This is a genomic window from Spiroplasma apis B31, assembly GCF_000500935.1.
In the GTDB taxonomy this organism is placed as follows: Bacteria; Bacillota_I; Bacilli_A; order Mycoplasmatales; family Mycoplasmataceae; genus Spiroplasma_A; species Spiroplasma_A apis.
Window position 1 is genome coordinate 947096 of the sequence record NC_022998.1, and the last position, 17051, is coordinate 964146.

The window sequence follows — 17051 nt, forward strand, 5'->3', positions numbered from 1 at the left end:
AGGAGTGCTTCTTATTTACTTTTTTTAATTGATTTTATAGTTAATTCTTTGGTTGAACATAGTGTTTTATACCATAACGCAGAGTATTTAATATTTCTTATCCCTTTTTCTAAATCAAGTTCTACTAGTCCATACCTATTTTTAAAAGAATTTGCTCAACTTCAACAATCTATGAATGTTCAAACATGATAACCAAAACAGTTCGAGTTTTTATTGATGGCTTTATTTAGTCAGTATAAATGTTCTTTTATAAAATCAATTCTATAAGAGTCGTTAATTACACCAGATGATTCTTTAAATCTATGTTCTGATTCAACACCCAAACCATTTTCAGAGATATATCACTTTATATTTGTATAACGTTTTTTAATTAGGATACCAATTTTATAAATGGTTTTAGGGTGGATCTCCCACCCTCTATAGGGGTTGAAGCGTCCTTTGCTTCATCTGTATGTTTCAAATCAATTTCAAGGTGGTGTGTTGTTAATCGAACAGGATTTTTTTATTCTAGATGGTTGATAATAATTTACACCTAAATAATCAATCTTTCCATTTTCCAATATGTTTGCATCATCTCCATGAACAGGAAACATCAATTTTTCTTTAGTTAAGAACTTGATAAGCTTTATAGGGTACTTACCTTTTATCACAGCGTCCAGAAAAAACTTGTTAAAAATTAAATCACGCAACCTAGATGCTTTTATATTTCTTATCGCTAAGTTTTTTGGGTAAGATGGAGTTAAATTTAAAATTATTCCGATTTGTTTGTTTGATTTAGTACCAAATATATTTCTAAATTCTTGCACCGCTAATGAATGAGCTAGCATAGTATTATTAGAAACCGCTATAAAACGTTTAAAATCTTTTACAAAAGGTGGTTGGAAACCGTATAAATATTGGTTTTCTGCTGCTGCAACAGGTTCGTTAAAAGTTGTGAAGTAATCTACTAAATTTCCAAACTTTTGAAAACATATTTTTGCATATTCGGAAAACTTATATATAACTTCTCGATTCTCAAAACCCCCTAATTTTGCAAGACTCACAGGCATATCAAAGTGAAATAAATTTACAACAAGTATAATATTTGCTTTTTTTATACTTTCAAAATAATTTGTATAAAACATCAAGCCATCTTCATCAACTTCCATAGTTTCAAAATTTTTAATAAGTCTTGTTCATTGAATAGAGGTCCTGAAACTATTTAAGCCAATAAATTTCATCAATTGTATATCTTCTGCATATTTATTATATGTGTCACAAGTTTTATCGGGTCCCAAACCATTTCAAAATGCAGAATGATCTTTTTTGTATCAGTCATCAAATATATTTGGATTGCTTTTGTTATAATCACCTTCTGTTTGAGGACCACTTGTAGCAGCTCCAAACCAAAAGTCTTTTGAGAATTTTATTTTTTTCATTCATTAACTTAGGCTTTTTGAAAAGCTCAATAACCTCTCAATCTTTTTTAAAACCTTATATTTGTTTTCTTCTGATACCATATTTAACTTTAATTTAGTTTTTAATATTTGAATATGAAAAGCTAGTTTTTGTCTCTTAACATAAACCGATAAAATATGACGCTCAAAAAAACCCATAATAGAAGTATCTCCTTTAACGTAATCTGAATATCTTATTTTAGTAAAGCTATCATCTCTTAATGAATAAAATGTGACAGTTTTTATAAATACTTGATTATTTGCTATTCAAGTAAGTTGAATCTCTTTGTTAGGAATAAATTTATTCAACTTGAACTTAACATTGTTATTTTTTTTACTTGACTTGTATCAATATCCCTCTTCAAGATCGTCAATTGATAAATTGGGGTTCATATCTTCTAAAGATATCACCAAAAAAGCATTGAACACTTCACATAGGGGTCTTTTAATTTTTGACACAATGTTAATTTTATTCAAACGTTTACGCTCTTCCAGCACTGACATATATTTTTTCTTATTTATATTATCTAAAAAATCATTATAGTCTTTATCAAGTTGCTGTGCTTCTTCTTCATTATTTATTTTAAATTGTTTAATCACATCTACTTCCACAAAATATTTCAATCTCTTAAAATATTTTTTAAATCCCTTTCTAATTTAGTTTTATCAATTGAAGTATTAACTCCATTTGATTCAATTACCTGTTTGTATCAACAATAGCTTAATTTTGGTTTTCTTTCTTTAATAGGAGAATTAAAGTCAACAGATATAATCCCATAATCCTTTCGATAACCTGCACTTGGAGAAAATATATCGCAATAAGTTCATAAGGAATAACCAAACAGATTTAGATCTAATTCTCTACATCTACTAACAGATTCTAATACTGGTTGCAAATATTCTAATCTATCATAATCCAGAATCATTTCGTTAGATTTAAGATCAAAATCACCAAAACCATTCTCTACTATCATAATTGGTAAATCATATTTTTCTTTATATGCTTTTAACCCTATTTCTAAATATTCTGGTGCAATCGGCCAAAGCCATTTAGTATATTTTTTATGCGACCTTGGGAGTACTATTTGAAATTCACCGAAAGGTAACTTGAGAGGTTTATTATATATTAACTTTGGATTTACTTCTTTTTTACTATCAGCAATAAAGTAAGGCCTATAAAAATTCCATCCTATGAAGTCTAAGGTGTATTTTTTTATATAGTCTAACTCACCATCAACAATATTAGCGTTAATATTATTAATTTTTAAAAAATCTAGGAACTCGTTTGGATATATCCCAAGCAAATTAGGTTGAATCCAAAGATCTCGCATCCAAATATTATAGTTTTTGATTAAATCTTCTTTGTTTTCTTCACTATTGTCGAAAACTATTGGAGGTGACCAATCATCATCGATACCAATAATAGCTTCCTTACTTACATACCCTAAATCTTTTGCTTTTTGAAATTCTTCTTTAGCGATGGCAGCCCCAACTACTAAATTATGAAGTGCAGTAGCAAACTTATGTACGCTTTTATAACCTGGTGGAATAGCTTCTCCTAGGTAACCATCCAACATAAATGTCTTGTTCTCATCATTAACAAATCAAATGTCAGAATACTTACCCAAGTACTTAAACACTGCTGCACAATAATTACGAAAAGCATCTAAAACATACTTTTCACATCAGCCACCTTTAATTTCAAGTCATAAGGGTGTGTCTCAGTGGAATAGTATTGGTATTGGTTTAATGCCGTTTTCACATAACTCTTTAAAAAAATTATCATAGAATTGTACTCCCATAGGATTCACAAAGTTTTCATCTTTGGGAAATAAACGTGTCCAGTCAAGGCAATAAATCAGTGAGTTAATACCAAGATTTTTCATTATTTTAACGTCGCTTTTGTATTTATGATAAAGGTCACTACTAATTTCTATGGAGTTGATCTCTCTTTTAGTACTTCCGGTCGGTGGTATGTGATAATTCGTTTTTGTAAATCAATCTCAGATAGAGTCGGTACGGCCATGCAGGCTTCGACCTCCTTCAACCTGAAATGCGTTAGTTGATAAGGAAAATAAAAATTCTTTTTGCATTGTGATAATACCTTTCAATTTTAGTTGTAAAATATATTAAATGAGGGGTAAATATGAGTATTTTAGTTGGGTCAGTGTTGGCGGGTTCGTTTTTGGCATTACCATTTATCATATGAGGAGTTTTTAGATTCTTTGATAAAGTAATGCACAAATTTTTTTCATGAAGTAAATTAGTAGTTTTACTTTCATTCTTAATATTTTGAACTATAGCAATTATTGTAATTGTTCTTACTATTCTATATGGTCATAATTAAGAATATTGAATATCTTTTTTAATAATTTGTAGCGATAAACGTTTGAAATGACTTAGAACCACACCATTATTTTAGAAACTTTTATAAGAAAAAAACTATCAAAGTATTTTTTTATGACTTCCTTCAAGGAATTCTACTTTTTAGATATTCATATAATAAATGTCTTGAACTTAAAAAAATGGTAGCAACTTTAAAATAAAAAATTCCCTTTTATTAAAAGGGAATTTTAAATTATAAATCCAGGATTTCCAATTATATAATTAAACTCTTTAGCAAAATTTGGTGCAACACTGCTTGTTAGAATATCTAAATCAAATTCAAATGAAACTGTTACAATGTTTGAAAGTATCATATCTTCTTTCACTTTTGACCTTGGTTCACCCACTACTAATAAAATGTCTGAAGGGTTTTCTAAATTTAAATTAACGTATTCTGCTGAATGATTAGAAAGTTCAAACATAACTAGTTTTGAGTCATTTGATTGAGAAGCTTTTCCACTCATTAAGTTTGCCAAAGTATCTAAAGGTATTTTAGAGTCAAAAGCTAAGTTGTTAAAATTTAATCCTTTTTCGTCTATTGTACCAAGTGATATTGTATTTTTATTGACATCTAATAAATTAAATTTTTCTGAAACCATATTGAATGCTTTTAAATAAAAAGTACATAAAGAAAGTTCAATTCCTTTTTTTAAATAAGGTTCTTGCATTAATGTATATATAGTCATTAATGCTGTAATATCAACTTCAAAACTCATTTTGAATTTTTTTGTAGTTTCGTTATTTTTTGAACTTAAACTAAAACTTTTCTCTATAAGTTGTAGTTTTTCATTTAGTTTTTCGTTTTCCAACTTCAGTAATCGTACTTCTTCACTCAAAAGGTCATTGTTGCTGATTAGACTTTCTAGTTTTTCCATAGAGTTTTTATCCGATAGCATCAAGTCTTCAAGTTTTTTATTTAAGAACTCATTTTTTCTATCTTTTTCATCACGATCTACTAGATAATTACTTTGTGATTCGTCTACAGTTATTACATGGCTCGTTTTTTTGTTTGAATCACTCTCTTTTTCTTCTAAGGCTTTGTTCAATCTTTTTATTTCGTGAGCTATTTGTGACAATAGTTCTTCTTCATTTACATGTGAAACACTCTGATTATTTAATTCAAGATCTTTAATCGAGACGTTATCATTTTTGTCTTTCCTTGTTTGATTGTTTTCTAAATTTTTATTGAATTCATCTGTGAAGCTGCTTTCATGTTTTTTCTCATTCAATTCTCAAAGCGATAGTTCTTCTGTTATTGAATCACTTATAGTTAGGGGCTCGACATTTGAATTCATTGAGTCCACTCTTTCATTAATGCTTTCGTCGTATTTATTCAAAAACTCATTTTTAAATGTGTGCATGTCTTCACTTTCGACGGTTTTGTTTTCCGCGTTTTCAAAATCTCTTGAAGTTTCTTCTACATTTGAATCAAAGTTTGCTTTTAAAAATTCATCACTTTTTTTGAAGTTCTCATTTTCACTCATAAATTTATCTGTAGGAAAAATATTTTTTGTTTCCATACCAATTTGTATATCATCAGCATTGAAAATTTCAGTGCCGCTAGTGAAATCAAGAGTTGGCTCCATTGTTTGTTCAGAACTACTTACAATATCAAAAATAATGTCTCCATTAGTCACAATTAATGATTCAATAACATAAACATTTTTAACAATACCCTCAATTGGTGAAGTAATTTCAAAACTTTCAACTTGTGTTGAAATTTTAGCTAGAAGTTGGCCAACCTTGACAACTTCACCATCAGACACAAATACACTCTCGACAATACCTTTATAATTTCGAGAGTTTTCAAACTTTAATCTTTCCATTTTGATAGCCCCTTTAAATATATAGTTCAACGCCCATTGAACATTACTTTTTTATTTTACCGTATTTTCAATAGATATTGAAGTTTTTTTCATTTTGTAGTTACAGCATTGAACTTTTAGGCAAATAACTGAAACATAAAAATATCTACTTCTTTGAAATAGCTGTATGATTTTTTTATATCTATGTAAAGATGAGTAATTAATTCATAGTTCTTGTTTTTTATTGTAATAATAAAGTTGTTAATAAAATTTGTTTCGTTGCTAATCTAATATCTTATACTGTAATGTTTAATTGTGAAGTTTTTAATCACTTTTCTTTATTGCATTTTCGATTTTTTCAAAGACCTCTTCTGAATGTTTGTGATTTAATGTATAGTGTTTGTAATTTTTAAGCAAAATTAATTCATAAGAGTTTTCATCCAATGCACTTAAAAGTTTTGCTGTCCTTTTTGCATCAGAATAATAATCATTTGTAGGTTGTATTAAAGTCACTTTATTATTTGAGTTGTTGATGTGTCTTTTAATATTGTTGTTAACTTTATTCATAAGAAATAAACTTCGAACTGAGTATCTACCTTTTTCTAAGTTTTGTTTTTCTAAACTTTTTGCATAACTAATATCATCAACTAAATCTAAACCATTGATATGTTCTTTTAAAAAGGTGTTCATATTAAATAGTGTTCCCATAAATAATTTAAAATTATAGCCTGGTTCCTTATTATATGCTATATTCAATCTCAATGAACTTGAAATTATTTTATGCACATTCTTATTTTTTGATAAATATAGACAACTCGCAAAAGATATTCCCTCTGCAAGTATGATAATTTTCTTACTTTTGTAACTCTCACTAAGAGAATCCACTATTTCATTTAAATCTGATATTAGTACTCCTGGATGGTAACCAAAAAAATCTTTGTTATCACCACAATTTCTTTGATCAAAACTTACAACAGATATTAAGTTATTCTTTTGAGCAAAATAGTTACTTAAGCGCTCAAAATCTTTGCGATTTCTATTTAAGTCATGTACGCCAATCAATATGTATTCACTCTCTGGATCAATATCTCCATATCAAGCAAGCTCGTATAAATCTTTTGTTTTGAACATTTTTTTCTTGATTAACTCTCCTTTTTGAAAGGCAGTGGGTTTAAAACTTAAAGAATTAAGTTTCACAAGTCTTATAATAAGTATCAAAATAAGTATCAAAATAGTGATACCACCAATTGTATATAATATCTTACTCAATAAACTTCATATCAGTGTTCATGGTTCCATAATACCGCTCCTAAACATTATTGTGATTTTAGCATAAAAAAAATACAACTTTATTGTATTTATCAATATTAATCTTCGTGAGAAAGATCAAGCGCGTAAACGTCAAATTGACCTAAAAATCAAAAAGCAAAGATAACGTTTTGCTTTCTATTGATGAATTCGTCGTTACCAATTACATTGATAGCTTCATAAATGACATTACCTGCATCCTGTTCCAAATTTATTCTCATTCTTTCAAAGTCATAAATTGTTGATCTACCATACATTTCATTTTTACGTTCAAACTCTACTTCTGTCAATATTCTTTCATAAGTATCTCTATACTTTGGTAAAGTTCTCAACCTTTGTTCAACACCTTTACAAACATTTTTAACTTCTTTGTCCAATGCAAAAAGTGCTTCGTGTAAATTTCTCAGTTTATCGTGTCTCTTCATAACATCAACTCCTGTTATCTTAATAAAGACTAGCTTTATGATTGGTATAATTATACCTTCTTTTTTGTTTAATTACTACTTTTACAAATTATAGACGTTATTGTTCTTACAAGATATTAAAATATCTTTAAAAACATTGTAAAATTAGAATCTCATATAAACTCAAATTTCATCTCTAAACTAACAAAATAAGATGTTAACACTACTTAAGGAGTGTTAATTGTTACTTTTAGTTTACTATAATAATTTTCGAGATTTGTACTCATAAGATAATATCATTTTATTTTGTTGTCTTTATTAAAAGTATAAAGGAATAATTTAAACAATAAATACGAGACCATTAAAATTAATCGTACCAACCTTAGTATAACTTTATTAAAACTAATCTTGCCTCTCCTAAAAGTAATTTACTTAGAGTGACTTTATACAAGTTATATATTTTCTCAAATAAAATTAAATTAGAGTACTAAAAAGTTTTTTGAGTTCCTTCTCCATTAATGATAAGCGCTTTAAGAAATATTAAGTTTATTTATACCTAAAGTTTAAGAATACAAATATTAAGATTTTAATAAATATTTTTAAATTATTCAGGCAGCGTGAAATATTAGGTGCCTTTATTTTTTTAATACTAAATAACTCTTTTCATTTTATATGCTATATTTACACCTAGTAAGAAACTTTATTTAAAAAATTTTCTACGGAATAATTATTTGCTTTTTATTATCCTTCCCAGTTTTTATAATAGTTCTCAAACTTTTTTTTCGTTACCGTTGCATTCCAAATTTTAAAGCTCCTTCTTTTTTTAACTTGCACGACTTTGTTTTTATTTCTAAAAGACAATTGTTTCACTTTTATTCTTAAATTTATGTAAACATCACGATAGGATTTGTGGTTTTGTCGTTTTGTCGTATAATTATTTAATGCTACAAAAATTAATTTGCTAAAAGGCCTTTAGTTTTTGCAAGTGGTACTTATTAAAAAAAATAAAAGCTTCTAGCCTTGTTTTTTTCTTTGATACTTACTCGCTACCAAAAAGTTGGATGTTAATGAATTGCGTGCATTTGACAATAAATTAACACTAAAAATGTTTTTTAAATACCTTTGCTGCTTCAACTTAAGAAAGTGTGAAATTTAAATTCAGAGTTAATAAATATGTTGCTATTTTATTTGATTCTCTTAAAATTATCCCGTTGTAAAGCACGAAACAGCTTTACACGTTATAGGAGGTAACAATGAAAAAATTGCTGAGCATAGTAGGAATAACAAGCATTATAGCATCTCCTTTATCTCTTTTATCAAATAACCTTGTATTAAACGATAAAATCAAAAATAATATGACTTTAAATAATAGTATCAAACAGCAAAAGAATATTAGCAAATATAATTATTTAGATAATTATTTCAAAGCCTTAAATCACGAAGTAAGAGAAGCGGCGAAAGCAAACTTCTTAGCATCTATCTATGTGAAAAATAATTTGATATTAATCAATGTTGATAGCTTAAATAATAATATTTTTACAAAAGAAATAAAACAACTTTATAAAAGTTTTTCTTTTAGTAATGAGTATATTTCTTTAATAAAGTTCAAAAATAACTTAAAATACTTAGACTCAAAACCACAACCTAGAATAGATAGAATTACAATTGAATTTAAGTGGTACTGATTCGGGTGAGGAAAAATAATTTTTGATCATGAAAAAAGTCAAACAGCAGCTCATATATTAGATACAGCATCAAATGTAATAGATGTTGTAGATGCAATATCTGGGTGATTTCCTGGTACTGCTGTAGCCGTTTCTTTGCTAAGTTTATTTTTGGTAGTTAACTCCTTTATTTTTAGTTCATATGATAATGGTAGTGGTGTATGAATAGGTACTTATGGATGTGTAATATTTGATGTTGGATGGGGGTCAAATTAATTATGTTATTCAATAAAACTGCTAAGAAGGTATCTTGTGCCTTGATTATTGTGTCAGCGATAGGTTTCATTTCTAATTTATTATGAATATTAATTTCTGTGATAGGAGAAGTAAATTATGGAAACTTTATATTAGCTTTTGTATTATTTTGAGTAGCAGGTTTTTTATTTCTAATAAGTTTAATAATTTCAATTTTGTTTCTTGTTAACAACGAGATCTGAAAATCTAAAAAGATATACCTTTCACTACTAATAATAGATGCCGTTTTCATTATTTCTGTTCTTGTATTCTTCTGAATATATTACTTGATCAATTATATTAAAAATAAAGATATGGTCAGCAAATTTGGTGACACAATAAATAAAAAAAGCGTGTAAATAAAAGCAACACATAAAAACTATCTACTGACAAACAAAATTTATAAAAAAGGGAAAAACAAGTTGATTTTTTTAGGCAACTTGTTTTTTATATAAAGTATTCTTACACTATCACTTTATTAGTTTCGTAGAGAAAAACATAAAAGAACATCTCCACCCTTTAAATTTAACGAAAGAGACTCTAGCTTTTAACATTTTGAAACTTTCTTTCCCTTGCTAAGTACAATTTTATCACGCAACCCACTGTTCGATTTGTTGTCATATTATTTCTCTATACTTTTGTAATTCATTTTTCTTTAACTAACTTTCGTTAACACAAGCAGACTTCTTAAAATTTTTTATCTTGCCTTTTTATTTAGTAGGCAGACCTTTTAATGTGGTATAGTTTGAGTTTTAGTACCGCACCATTATATATTTAATAAATTATTTAAATTTTAGTTTCAAGTTTTTCTTATTTTTGAGATTTAATTTAGCTTTTCTCTCTGAAAATTCGATAGTTGTATATTTTCTAAAACCTTTTTAATCTATATTAATTATTTTTTTGTTGCACTTAAAACTTTTTTTAATTCTCTTTCTTGTTTCTCAAGTTATAAAATTTGTAATTTCAAAATTTAAGTTTTTCACTAACTTTGAAAACTTTCTGACTTTTTTTAAGCATCAAAATTAATTTTAAAATTAATATGTTATTGGAATAATAAAACACTTCAAGTTTCCAATATTTTTTTTAGTTAATAATTGTATTTTAAAAGATTATTAACTTTTTCTATTTTCCTATGCAAAAAAAGATTTTTTGTACCATACATCAAATAAATTTAGCAGACTCATAAACTCTACGTTCTTTTTCTTTTTTTTTGCAGAGTTTAAAAAAAGAACTTTTCGTTCTTTTTTTTATATTCAAAACAACTTCTAACTTAAGAAAACTTCTTACATTTTTATTTATTAAATAATACATTCACATTTTTTATAAATTTAATATTCTAATCATTACGGATAAAGAATGTATTATCCGATTAAATTTAGTTTTTAGATTTGATCAATATCTGTTAAGCTCATGCCATGAGCATCAGCTACACCTTTGAACACTAACTTACCTTCTATAGTTTGTATTCCTTTTTTAATTTGCTCATTTGATTTTATAAGTTTTTTAATGTCATTGTTTGCAATTTCAATAACATATTGTATTGTAGCATTAGTTAATGCTATGGTACTAGTTTTAGGAACAGCCCCAGGCATATTAGCTACTGAATAATGAATTACATCATGAACTCTAAAGGTAGGATTTTCATGAGTTGTTGCATGGTCTATTGTTTCTACACTACCTCCTTGGTCAATAGCTACATCGACAATTATGCTATCTTTTTGCATTTTTTTAACCATGTCCTCTGTCACTAGTTTTGGAGCCGATGCACCAGGGACTAAAACTGTTGAAATTACCAAATCACTAACAACTACTGATTTTTCAATGTTGTAATGATTTGATTTTAGTATTTGAACTTTATTACCAAATAAATCATGAAGTTCTCTTATTTTTCTTTCACAATTTTCAATTACTGTTACATCACAATCAATGGCTGCTGCCATTCTAGCTGCTGCCTTACCAGCAACACCCCCACCAATAACTGTTACTTTTGCTCGATCTGTTCCGGGTGTACCATTCATTAAAAGTCCACTTCCCCCGTTAGTTTTGAACATGAAGTACATACCGTTGATTACAGCAAGTCTACCAGCAACTTCACTCATAGGTCTTAATAGTGGGATTGCACCATCGGGTGTTTGTATGGTTTCATAAGCTATTGAAGTAACTTTTGCTTTTAAAAGTTCTTCTGTTAAAACTTTGTCTGATGCTAAGTGTAAGTATGTAAAAACAATTTGTCCTTCATATAAATATTTATATTCTGACTTTAGAGGTTCTTTAACTTTTATGATCATATCATTTTTTCAGACTTCAGCTGCGTCATCGATAATTTTGGCGCCTGCCAATTTATAGTCTTCATCACAAAAGCCACTTCCTATACCTGCACTTTTTTCTACAAATACTTGGTGATTATTTTTGATTAATTCTTTTACACCAGCAGGTGTGATTGCTACCCTGTTTTCTTGGGGTTTAATTTCTTTAGGTATTCCAATTTTCATACATTATCATCCTTCCACAAGTCTTAAGATTTTTCATAAGCTTGTTTGTTCTCATTAAAGTTTTTTAATAAGATTGATAAATGATGATTAATATCTACATCTCACGTAGAGCGATTATTAATTGCATAAATTATTTGATGCTCTGTTATTTTTGTTGAATTGGCGGATTTTTTTCGTGCCTTAACATATGACATGATTAATACAAATGCCACATAGTATACAACTAGTATAGCTAATCATTTTAAATAATTAGTGAACACTGCAGTTTTCACTTCTGCACCTACTTCAATACCCACAAAAACTACTAAGAACGCTAGAGCTACACCCAAGGTTCCTCCTACCATTAATCCAAAACTAGTTTTTGGCAAGTAGTTGTTATTTTTGTAATATGAGTAAGCAGCAAGTGGAAACGCAGAACCTGATGCAAGTGTCATTATTGGAAATGCAACTTTTATATCCATACCCAATAAAGTAATAGTTGCTAATGCAGGAGCATAAAGACCAATACCAAATGCTTGTAACCCACCATAAACAAAGAATAACCCTATACCTAAACCAAGTTTTCAACCTTCCAAACTAGTTGCGTTACCACTAGGTAAAATATCTAGTTGTATCAAAAACATTAATATACCAACTATAGCTAACAATGTTCCCATAGTTACGCTAATATATTTCGCACTTATTCTCTTGGTAAGTTCAGCTCCTAAAAAACTTCCTATAATTGCCGCTAAAACTAGCGAAACCAATGTGATTGTACCAACATCAATTGCTGCCACAAATACAGTACCTGCAATTAAGTTAGGTATACCTAACCCTACATTCAAAGTACCTGGTAATAATGCATCATTTTTCATGGTTTTTGTTGCTTTTAAACCGGCGGTTGCAACAGCAAATGAACCAACTCCAATAGTATCAAGGAATGAACCACAAACACCGATAGATGTAAGTTTGAATATATTATTCTCTCTATCAATATAGGATTTTTTTAAAACCTTGAATACTAAGAAATAAAAATATATACCAGTTATTACTAGGGTTAAAATAACAATAATAAATGCTATTAAGTATTCTGATTTAGATAAGTCAAGCTCTCCATTTCTTGTATTAGGAAAGTAAACAAAGTAATTAACCAAAAGTGTGCATACCAATATTAAAGGGACTGCAATAATACTAAATACTTTTAAAAAGTTTGTACTTATTGGCTTAACTAAACTTTTTTTCTTTTCTTTCAAAGTAGATATACTTGAATTTTTCTTATCGACTTTTTTTAATTCATCTATTTCATCACTAAGACTTTTTAAGATATTTTTTATTTCCTGTTTATGTTCTTTTTTGTACTTTATATTTTTTTCGTACTTGTCGAAAGCATATTTTTGAGTAGCTCCAACAGATTGTTTAATATCACTTATATGAATTTTATAAACGGATTGAAGTTTTTTTAATTCCTGGACATATTCTTCGTGTGTAACTTGTTTTTCTTTGAACAAACTTGCCAAATCATTTTTTTGTGTGGCAAAATCACTCTTTAGTATTTGAATCAAGTCACTAAAACTTAAAATGTCGTTGACTATTTTGGTGAGCTCTTCTTCGCTCTTTAAAACTTCTTTTTGAATTCCAGCAAATGAATTATTCATGTTTATTTATTCACAACCTATCTTTCAACGAGTTATCGTATTTCATATTTAACTTTCTATAATAAATTCTTCACCTCACCACATCCTTTCGCCTCAATCATACACAAAAGAAACAAAAATTGTAGTTTATAAATCAACTTACATTAAAAAAAACTCCGCAAGGAGTTACATTATATTTTTTTCAAAAACTCTTTAGTGTCAATTAACCTTTGATTACTACTTCCTCTATACAAAACGTTTGGATCTAGTAATTCTTTCACAAACCTACCATCAACTAATGTATCAATATATTTTAATATTTCAAATCTTGCTCGCGTATCTTCATTTATATTTTTTTGTTCAGTTATTTCTTCGATAGTGAAGCCAGTATAAAGTCAAATATTTAAATTAGTTTCTTTTTTTATGAGTTTTATAAATGGTAAAAGTTCGATAGCACTAAACATAGGATCACCACCACTAAAGGTAACACCATTTAGTAATGGGTTACTTTTCAAATCCTCAATGATAGATTTTTCATATTCTTTGTCAAAAACTTTACCTACTTTGAAACTTCAACTTCTTATATTATGACATCCTTTACAAGCATGCAAACAACCCGATAAGTAGATTGAGTATCTAAGACCAGGGCCATCACTAATAGTTTCTTTGTAAATTTTTAAAATTTTCATAAACTATAATTTGTGTTTAACCCTTTCTGCTTCTTCTGCTTGTTTACCTTGATTTCAACCATCAAGATCTCCAACTAGATATCCAGTTATTCTTCTAGTTCTTGAAATATCATCGTTAGAGCAGACCGGACAACACGAAGCTATCAAAGAAGTATAATGACAATTTTTACATCTGTCAACAGGATGATTTAAACTTCCATAATTGATTCCGCTAACTCTCATTGCATTGATGATAGAAAGAACAGCGTGTAAGTTTTTTTTAGCCTCTCCGTCTAATTCAATATAACTGATACTTCCACCCAAAGTTAATTCATGATAAGCGGCTTCTTTTTTTATCTTATTAATCGCTGTTGTATTGTAATATACAGGAACATGATTTGAGTTTGTGAAATAGTCTCTACTTGTTACTCCACTAATCTCACCAAACTCTTTTCTTGTGATTTTTAGCATTCTTCCAGCCACAGATTCTGCAGGTGTTGCAATTACTCCAAAGTTTAATTTATATTTTTGTTTTCATAAATTTGTAACATTATTGATAGTTTTTATTACTTCCAATCCAAATACTTGAGCAGTTTCAGATTCACCATGATGTTCATTCAATAAAGCTTTCAATGCTTCTGCTAAACCAATAAATCCAACTGTTAAAGTTCCTTGTTTAAATACCTCTTCAACTTTATCATTTGGCTTCAATTTTGAGCCTCCACTTAAAATATTATTATTCATTATAAATGGAAATTCCTTGGCTAATGCTGAGCATTGGTACTGATATCTTGAGTACATTTGTTCACACACTTCGTTTGCGTAATATTCGACCCTATCAATAAATTCTTTTTTAATATTGTCGAAGTCAATCATATTATAGTTTATTTCATTGTTTTGTATTAGATTTTCAGCTCTAAGTAGGTCCAGCGCAATATATGGTAAATTTAAAGAAGTAAAACTTAAGTTTCCCCTACCTATTGAAGTCTTTTCTCCATTTACATTTTCGAAAACTCTTGTACGACAACCCATTGTTGCTGGCTCATAATATCAAGAGTTTTTATCCTTTTGATTCCAAAGCGGGTGCTTGTTATAAGGTTGATCTAAAAACATAAAGTTTGGAAATAGTCTTAAACTGGTTGTTCTGATTGCGTCTAAAAATAAGTCAAAGTTTGGAGTTTTTCATTCATTGGCTTCATCAAATCAAACTTCTTGCGATAGGTTCATAGCTTTTTTATAGCTTTCTTCATCAATGTTGACTCCAGTTTTAACTTTAAAAATAACTATTGGAAAAATTGAAGTTTCTCCATTTCCTAAACCATTTCTTAAAGCCTTTAACAATGATTTTGTTACCTGTCTACCTTCTTTTGAGGTATCTGTTCCAAGATTAATTGAAGAGAAAACCACCTGGTTACCTCCTCTTGAATGTTGGGTATTCAAATTATATATAAAACCTTCCATAGCTTGATCTGTTTCTGCAGTTACTTCTTTTGTAGAAATTTTTATTATTTTATTTAGAACTTTTTCATTAAGTTTTTGAACATCTAAATAGTTGCTTAATTTTTGACTATTAATATTTTCAAAAGTTATTTCATCATCTTTTAATAAAAGATTTATATTCATTACATTGTATTCGATATCATTAAATTCCAAATACTTTTTAATATTTCTCAATAATGCTTTTCTGAAACTTTTATTAACACCTGGCGCCATAAAATAATCAAAAGCAGGAATAGCTTGACCACCATGCATTTCATTTTGAGTAGTTTGGAATATTATTGCTGCTAGTTCTGAATAAACACCAATTGATTGTGGTTCCCTAATTAATCCATTTCTAGTTCTAAAACCATTTTTGAATATTTCCTCAATATTGTATTGAACACAAGTAGTTGATTTTGTAGGATAATAATCTAAATCGTGTATATGTATTATAGACTTTTCATGCAAGTTTGCATGAAACTTATCAACTAAGTTTTTTAGAGCGAACTGTTTAGCACTGACAGACGCAAATTTCATCATCTTACCGCTTGCTGTACTACTATTCATATTAGCATTTTCATTTTTAATATCATTACTCTTAATAGATATTACTTGTGTAAATTCTTTAATTAAATCTTTATATTCTTTTTTTTCTACACTCATTTTCATTTCTCCCTTTTGATTATTGTTCACTTATATATTCATATCTTTTTTTGTATTTATAATTAACATTATAATTGTAAAATAAGAATTAGCAAATTAATTTTTCAATATTTTAAAAATGCATGAAAATGATTACTCTTGCCTTATTTTTTACAAACTTAAAGAATGCAAAATGTAAACCTGATTTCGGGTAAATTAGTTTGTGCTACCAAGATTGCGCTTAAATAATTTGTGGGCATGAATAATTATTTCAGCGGTATATAAACTATAGTTAGTTCTAAAAATACTACATATAGATGAAGTTAACAAAAAAACCTCACTAACGCGAAAATTGTATGCTTTATATTTATTTTAAAACTGTTATCAGGTCGGAAGAATTTAAGTAAAAACGGGAGCGAAACTTTTTTATATTTTTTTGATTAATAATCATTAAATATACTTTCTTATTTTGAGTTAATATAAAATAAAGTTTGGCAGTTTAGAAAAACTAATATTTTATAAAAAAATGAGTTGTCACATATAAACAAAAAGGGATTATAAATGAAATAACTGAATCATTTTATGATTGAATAAATCTAAAAGCTGGTATATTATCTAATTAATCATATTCAAACTAGTAACGAACTTTTTAAAAGTATTTTGCAATAAATTGACAAATGGTTGACCTAATATTAATTTGAAAAAAATAAGAACTTTTTTAAAGGATAAAAAATATTTTTACAAAATAAAGAATATTATATGTTTAAGGGTTAATCTTGAAAGAGGGATGAAAATGAAAAATAATTACTATGTTCAACTAGGGTGTTTAGTGTTGCGGCAACACAACAATTTAGTTTCATC

At 28.0% G+C, this 17051-nt stretch carries 13 protein-coding genes; 3 read left to right on the forward strand and 10 right to left on the reverse strand.

From position 1 onward, the window contains the following. Positions 1-11: 11 nt before the first annotated feature. Genes SAPIS_RS04085 through SAPIS_RS04095 form a run of 3 tightly spaced genes read right to left on the reverse strand, consistent with a single transcriptional unit; the run spans position 12 to position 3529 of the window. The gene (locus tag SAPIS_RS04085) at positions 12-1418 is read right to left on the reverse strand and encodes a glycoside hydrolase family 1 protein (RefSeq protein WP_023789931.1); all 1407 of its coding nucleotides are present in this window, start codon (positions 1416-1418) and stop codon (positions 12-14) included. Positions 1419-1421: 3 nt separating this feature from the next. Beyond that, the gene (locus SAPIS_RS04090) at positions 1422-2036 is read right to left on the reverse strand and encodes a hypothetical protein (RefSeq protein WP_023789933.1); all 615 of its coding nucleotides are present in this window, start codon (positions 2034-2036) and stop codon (positions 1422-1424) included. Positions 2037-2038: 2 nt separating this feature from the next. Then, complete coding sequence (locus tag SAPIS_RS04095) at positions 2039-3529, reverse strand: glycoside hydrolase family 1 protein (RefSeq protein ID WP_023789935.1); 1491 nt, start codon at positions 3527-3529, stop codon at positions 2039-2041. Between the two features lie 53 nt (positions 3530-3582). Between SAPIS_RS04095 and SAPIS_RS04100 the strand changes: the two genes are divergently transcribed. After that, positions 3583-3783, forward strand: coding sequence for a hypothetical protein (locus SAPIS_RS04100; protein WP_023789937.1), 201 nt, complete (start codon positions 3583-3585; stop codon positions 3781-3783). A 226-nt stretch (positions 3784-4009) separates the two neighbouring features. Here SAPIS_RS04100 and SAPIS_RS04105 read toward each other — a convergent pair whose 3' ends face one another. The 3 genes from SAPIS_RS04105 to SAPIS_RS04115 form a co-directional block, all read right to left on the reverse strand. Beyond that, positions 4010-5647, reverse strand: a complete 1638-nt coding sequence (locus SAPIS_RS04105) for an acetyl-CoA carboxylase biotin carboxyl carrier protein subunit (protein ID WP_023789939.1) — start codon at positions 5645-5647, stop codon at positions 4010-4012. A gap of 303 nt (positions 5648-5950) precedes the next feature. Continuing rightward, the gene (locus tag SAPIS_RS04110; RefSeq protein WP_023789941.1) at positions 5951-6925 is read right to left on the reverse strand and encodes a serine aminopeptidase domain-containing protein; all 975 of its coding nucleotides are present in this window, start codon (positions 6923-6925) and stop codon (positions 5951-5953) included. A 68-nt stretch (positions 6926-6993) separates the two neighbouring features. Beyond that, a complete protein-coding gene (locus SAPIS_RS04115; RefSeq protein WP_023789943.1) occupies positions 6994-7359 on the reverse strand; it encodes a hypothetical protein in 366 nt (121 codons plus the stop codon). Positions 7360-8591: 1232 nt separating this feature from the next. Between SAPIS_RS04115 and SAPIS_RS04120 the strand changes: the two genes are divergently transcribed. Continuing rightward, the gene (locus SAPIS_RS04120) at positions 8592-9278 is read left to right on the forward strand and encodes a hypothetical protein (protein WP_023789945.1); all 687 of its coding nucleotides are present in this window, start codon (positions 8592-8594) and stop codon (positions 9276-9278) included. Positions 9279-9280: 2 nt separating this feature from the next. Beyond that, the gene (locus tag SAPIS_RS04125) at positions 9281-9655 is read left to right on the forward strand and encodes a hypothetical protein (RefSeq protein ID WP_041612619.1); all 375 of its coding nucleotides are present in this window, start codon (positions 9281-9283) and stop codon (positions 9653-9655) included. 1023 nt (positions 9656-10678) lie between these two features. On the opposite strand, the gene ald is transcribed toward SAPIS_RS04125, so the two are convergent. The 4 genes from ald to SAPIS_RS04145 all read right to left on the reverse strand — a co-directional run bounded on the left by ald (position 10679) and on the right by SAPIS_RS04145 (position 16211). Next, positions 10679-11788, reverse strand: a complete 1110-nt coding sequence (gene ald, locus SAPIS_RS04130) for an alanine dehydrogenase (protein WP_023789949.1) — start codon at positions 11786-11788, stop codon at positions 10679-10681. Between the two features lie 23 nt (positions 11789-11811). Next, entirely contained in the window at positions 11812-13422 is a 1611-nt protein-coding gene (locus SAPIS_RS04135; protein ID WP_023789951.1) for a sulfite exporter TauE/SafE family protein, read from the reverse strand. Positions 13423-13592: 170 nt separating this feature from the next. Beyond that, complete coding sequence (nrdG, locus tag SAPIS_RS05380; RefSeq protein ID WP_023789953.1) at positions 13593-14090, reverse strand: anaerobic ribonucleoside-triphosphate reductase activating protein; 498 nt, start codon at positions 14088-14090, stop codon at positions 13593-13595. A 3-nt stretch (positions 14091-14093) separates the two neighbouring features. Next, on the reverse strand, positions 14094-16211 hold the full coding sequence (locus tag SAPIS_RS04145) for an anaerobic ribonucleoside triphosphate reductase (RefSeq protein WP_023789955.1): 2118 nt from the start codon (positions 16209-16211) through the stop codon (positions 14094-14096). Between the last annotated feature and the right edge of the window lie 840 nt (positions 16212-17051).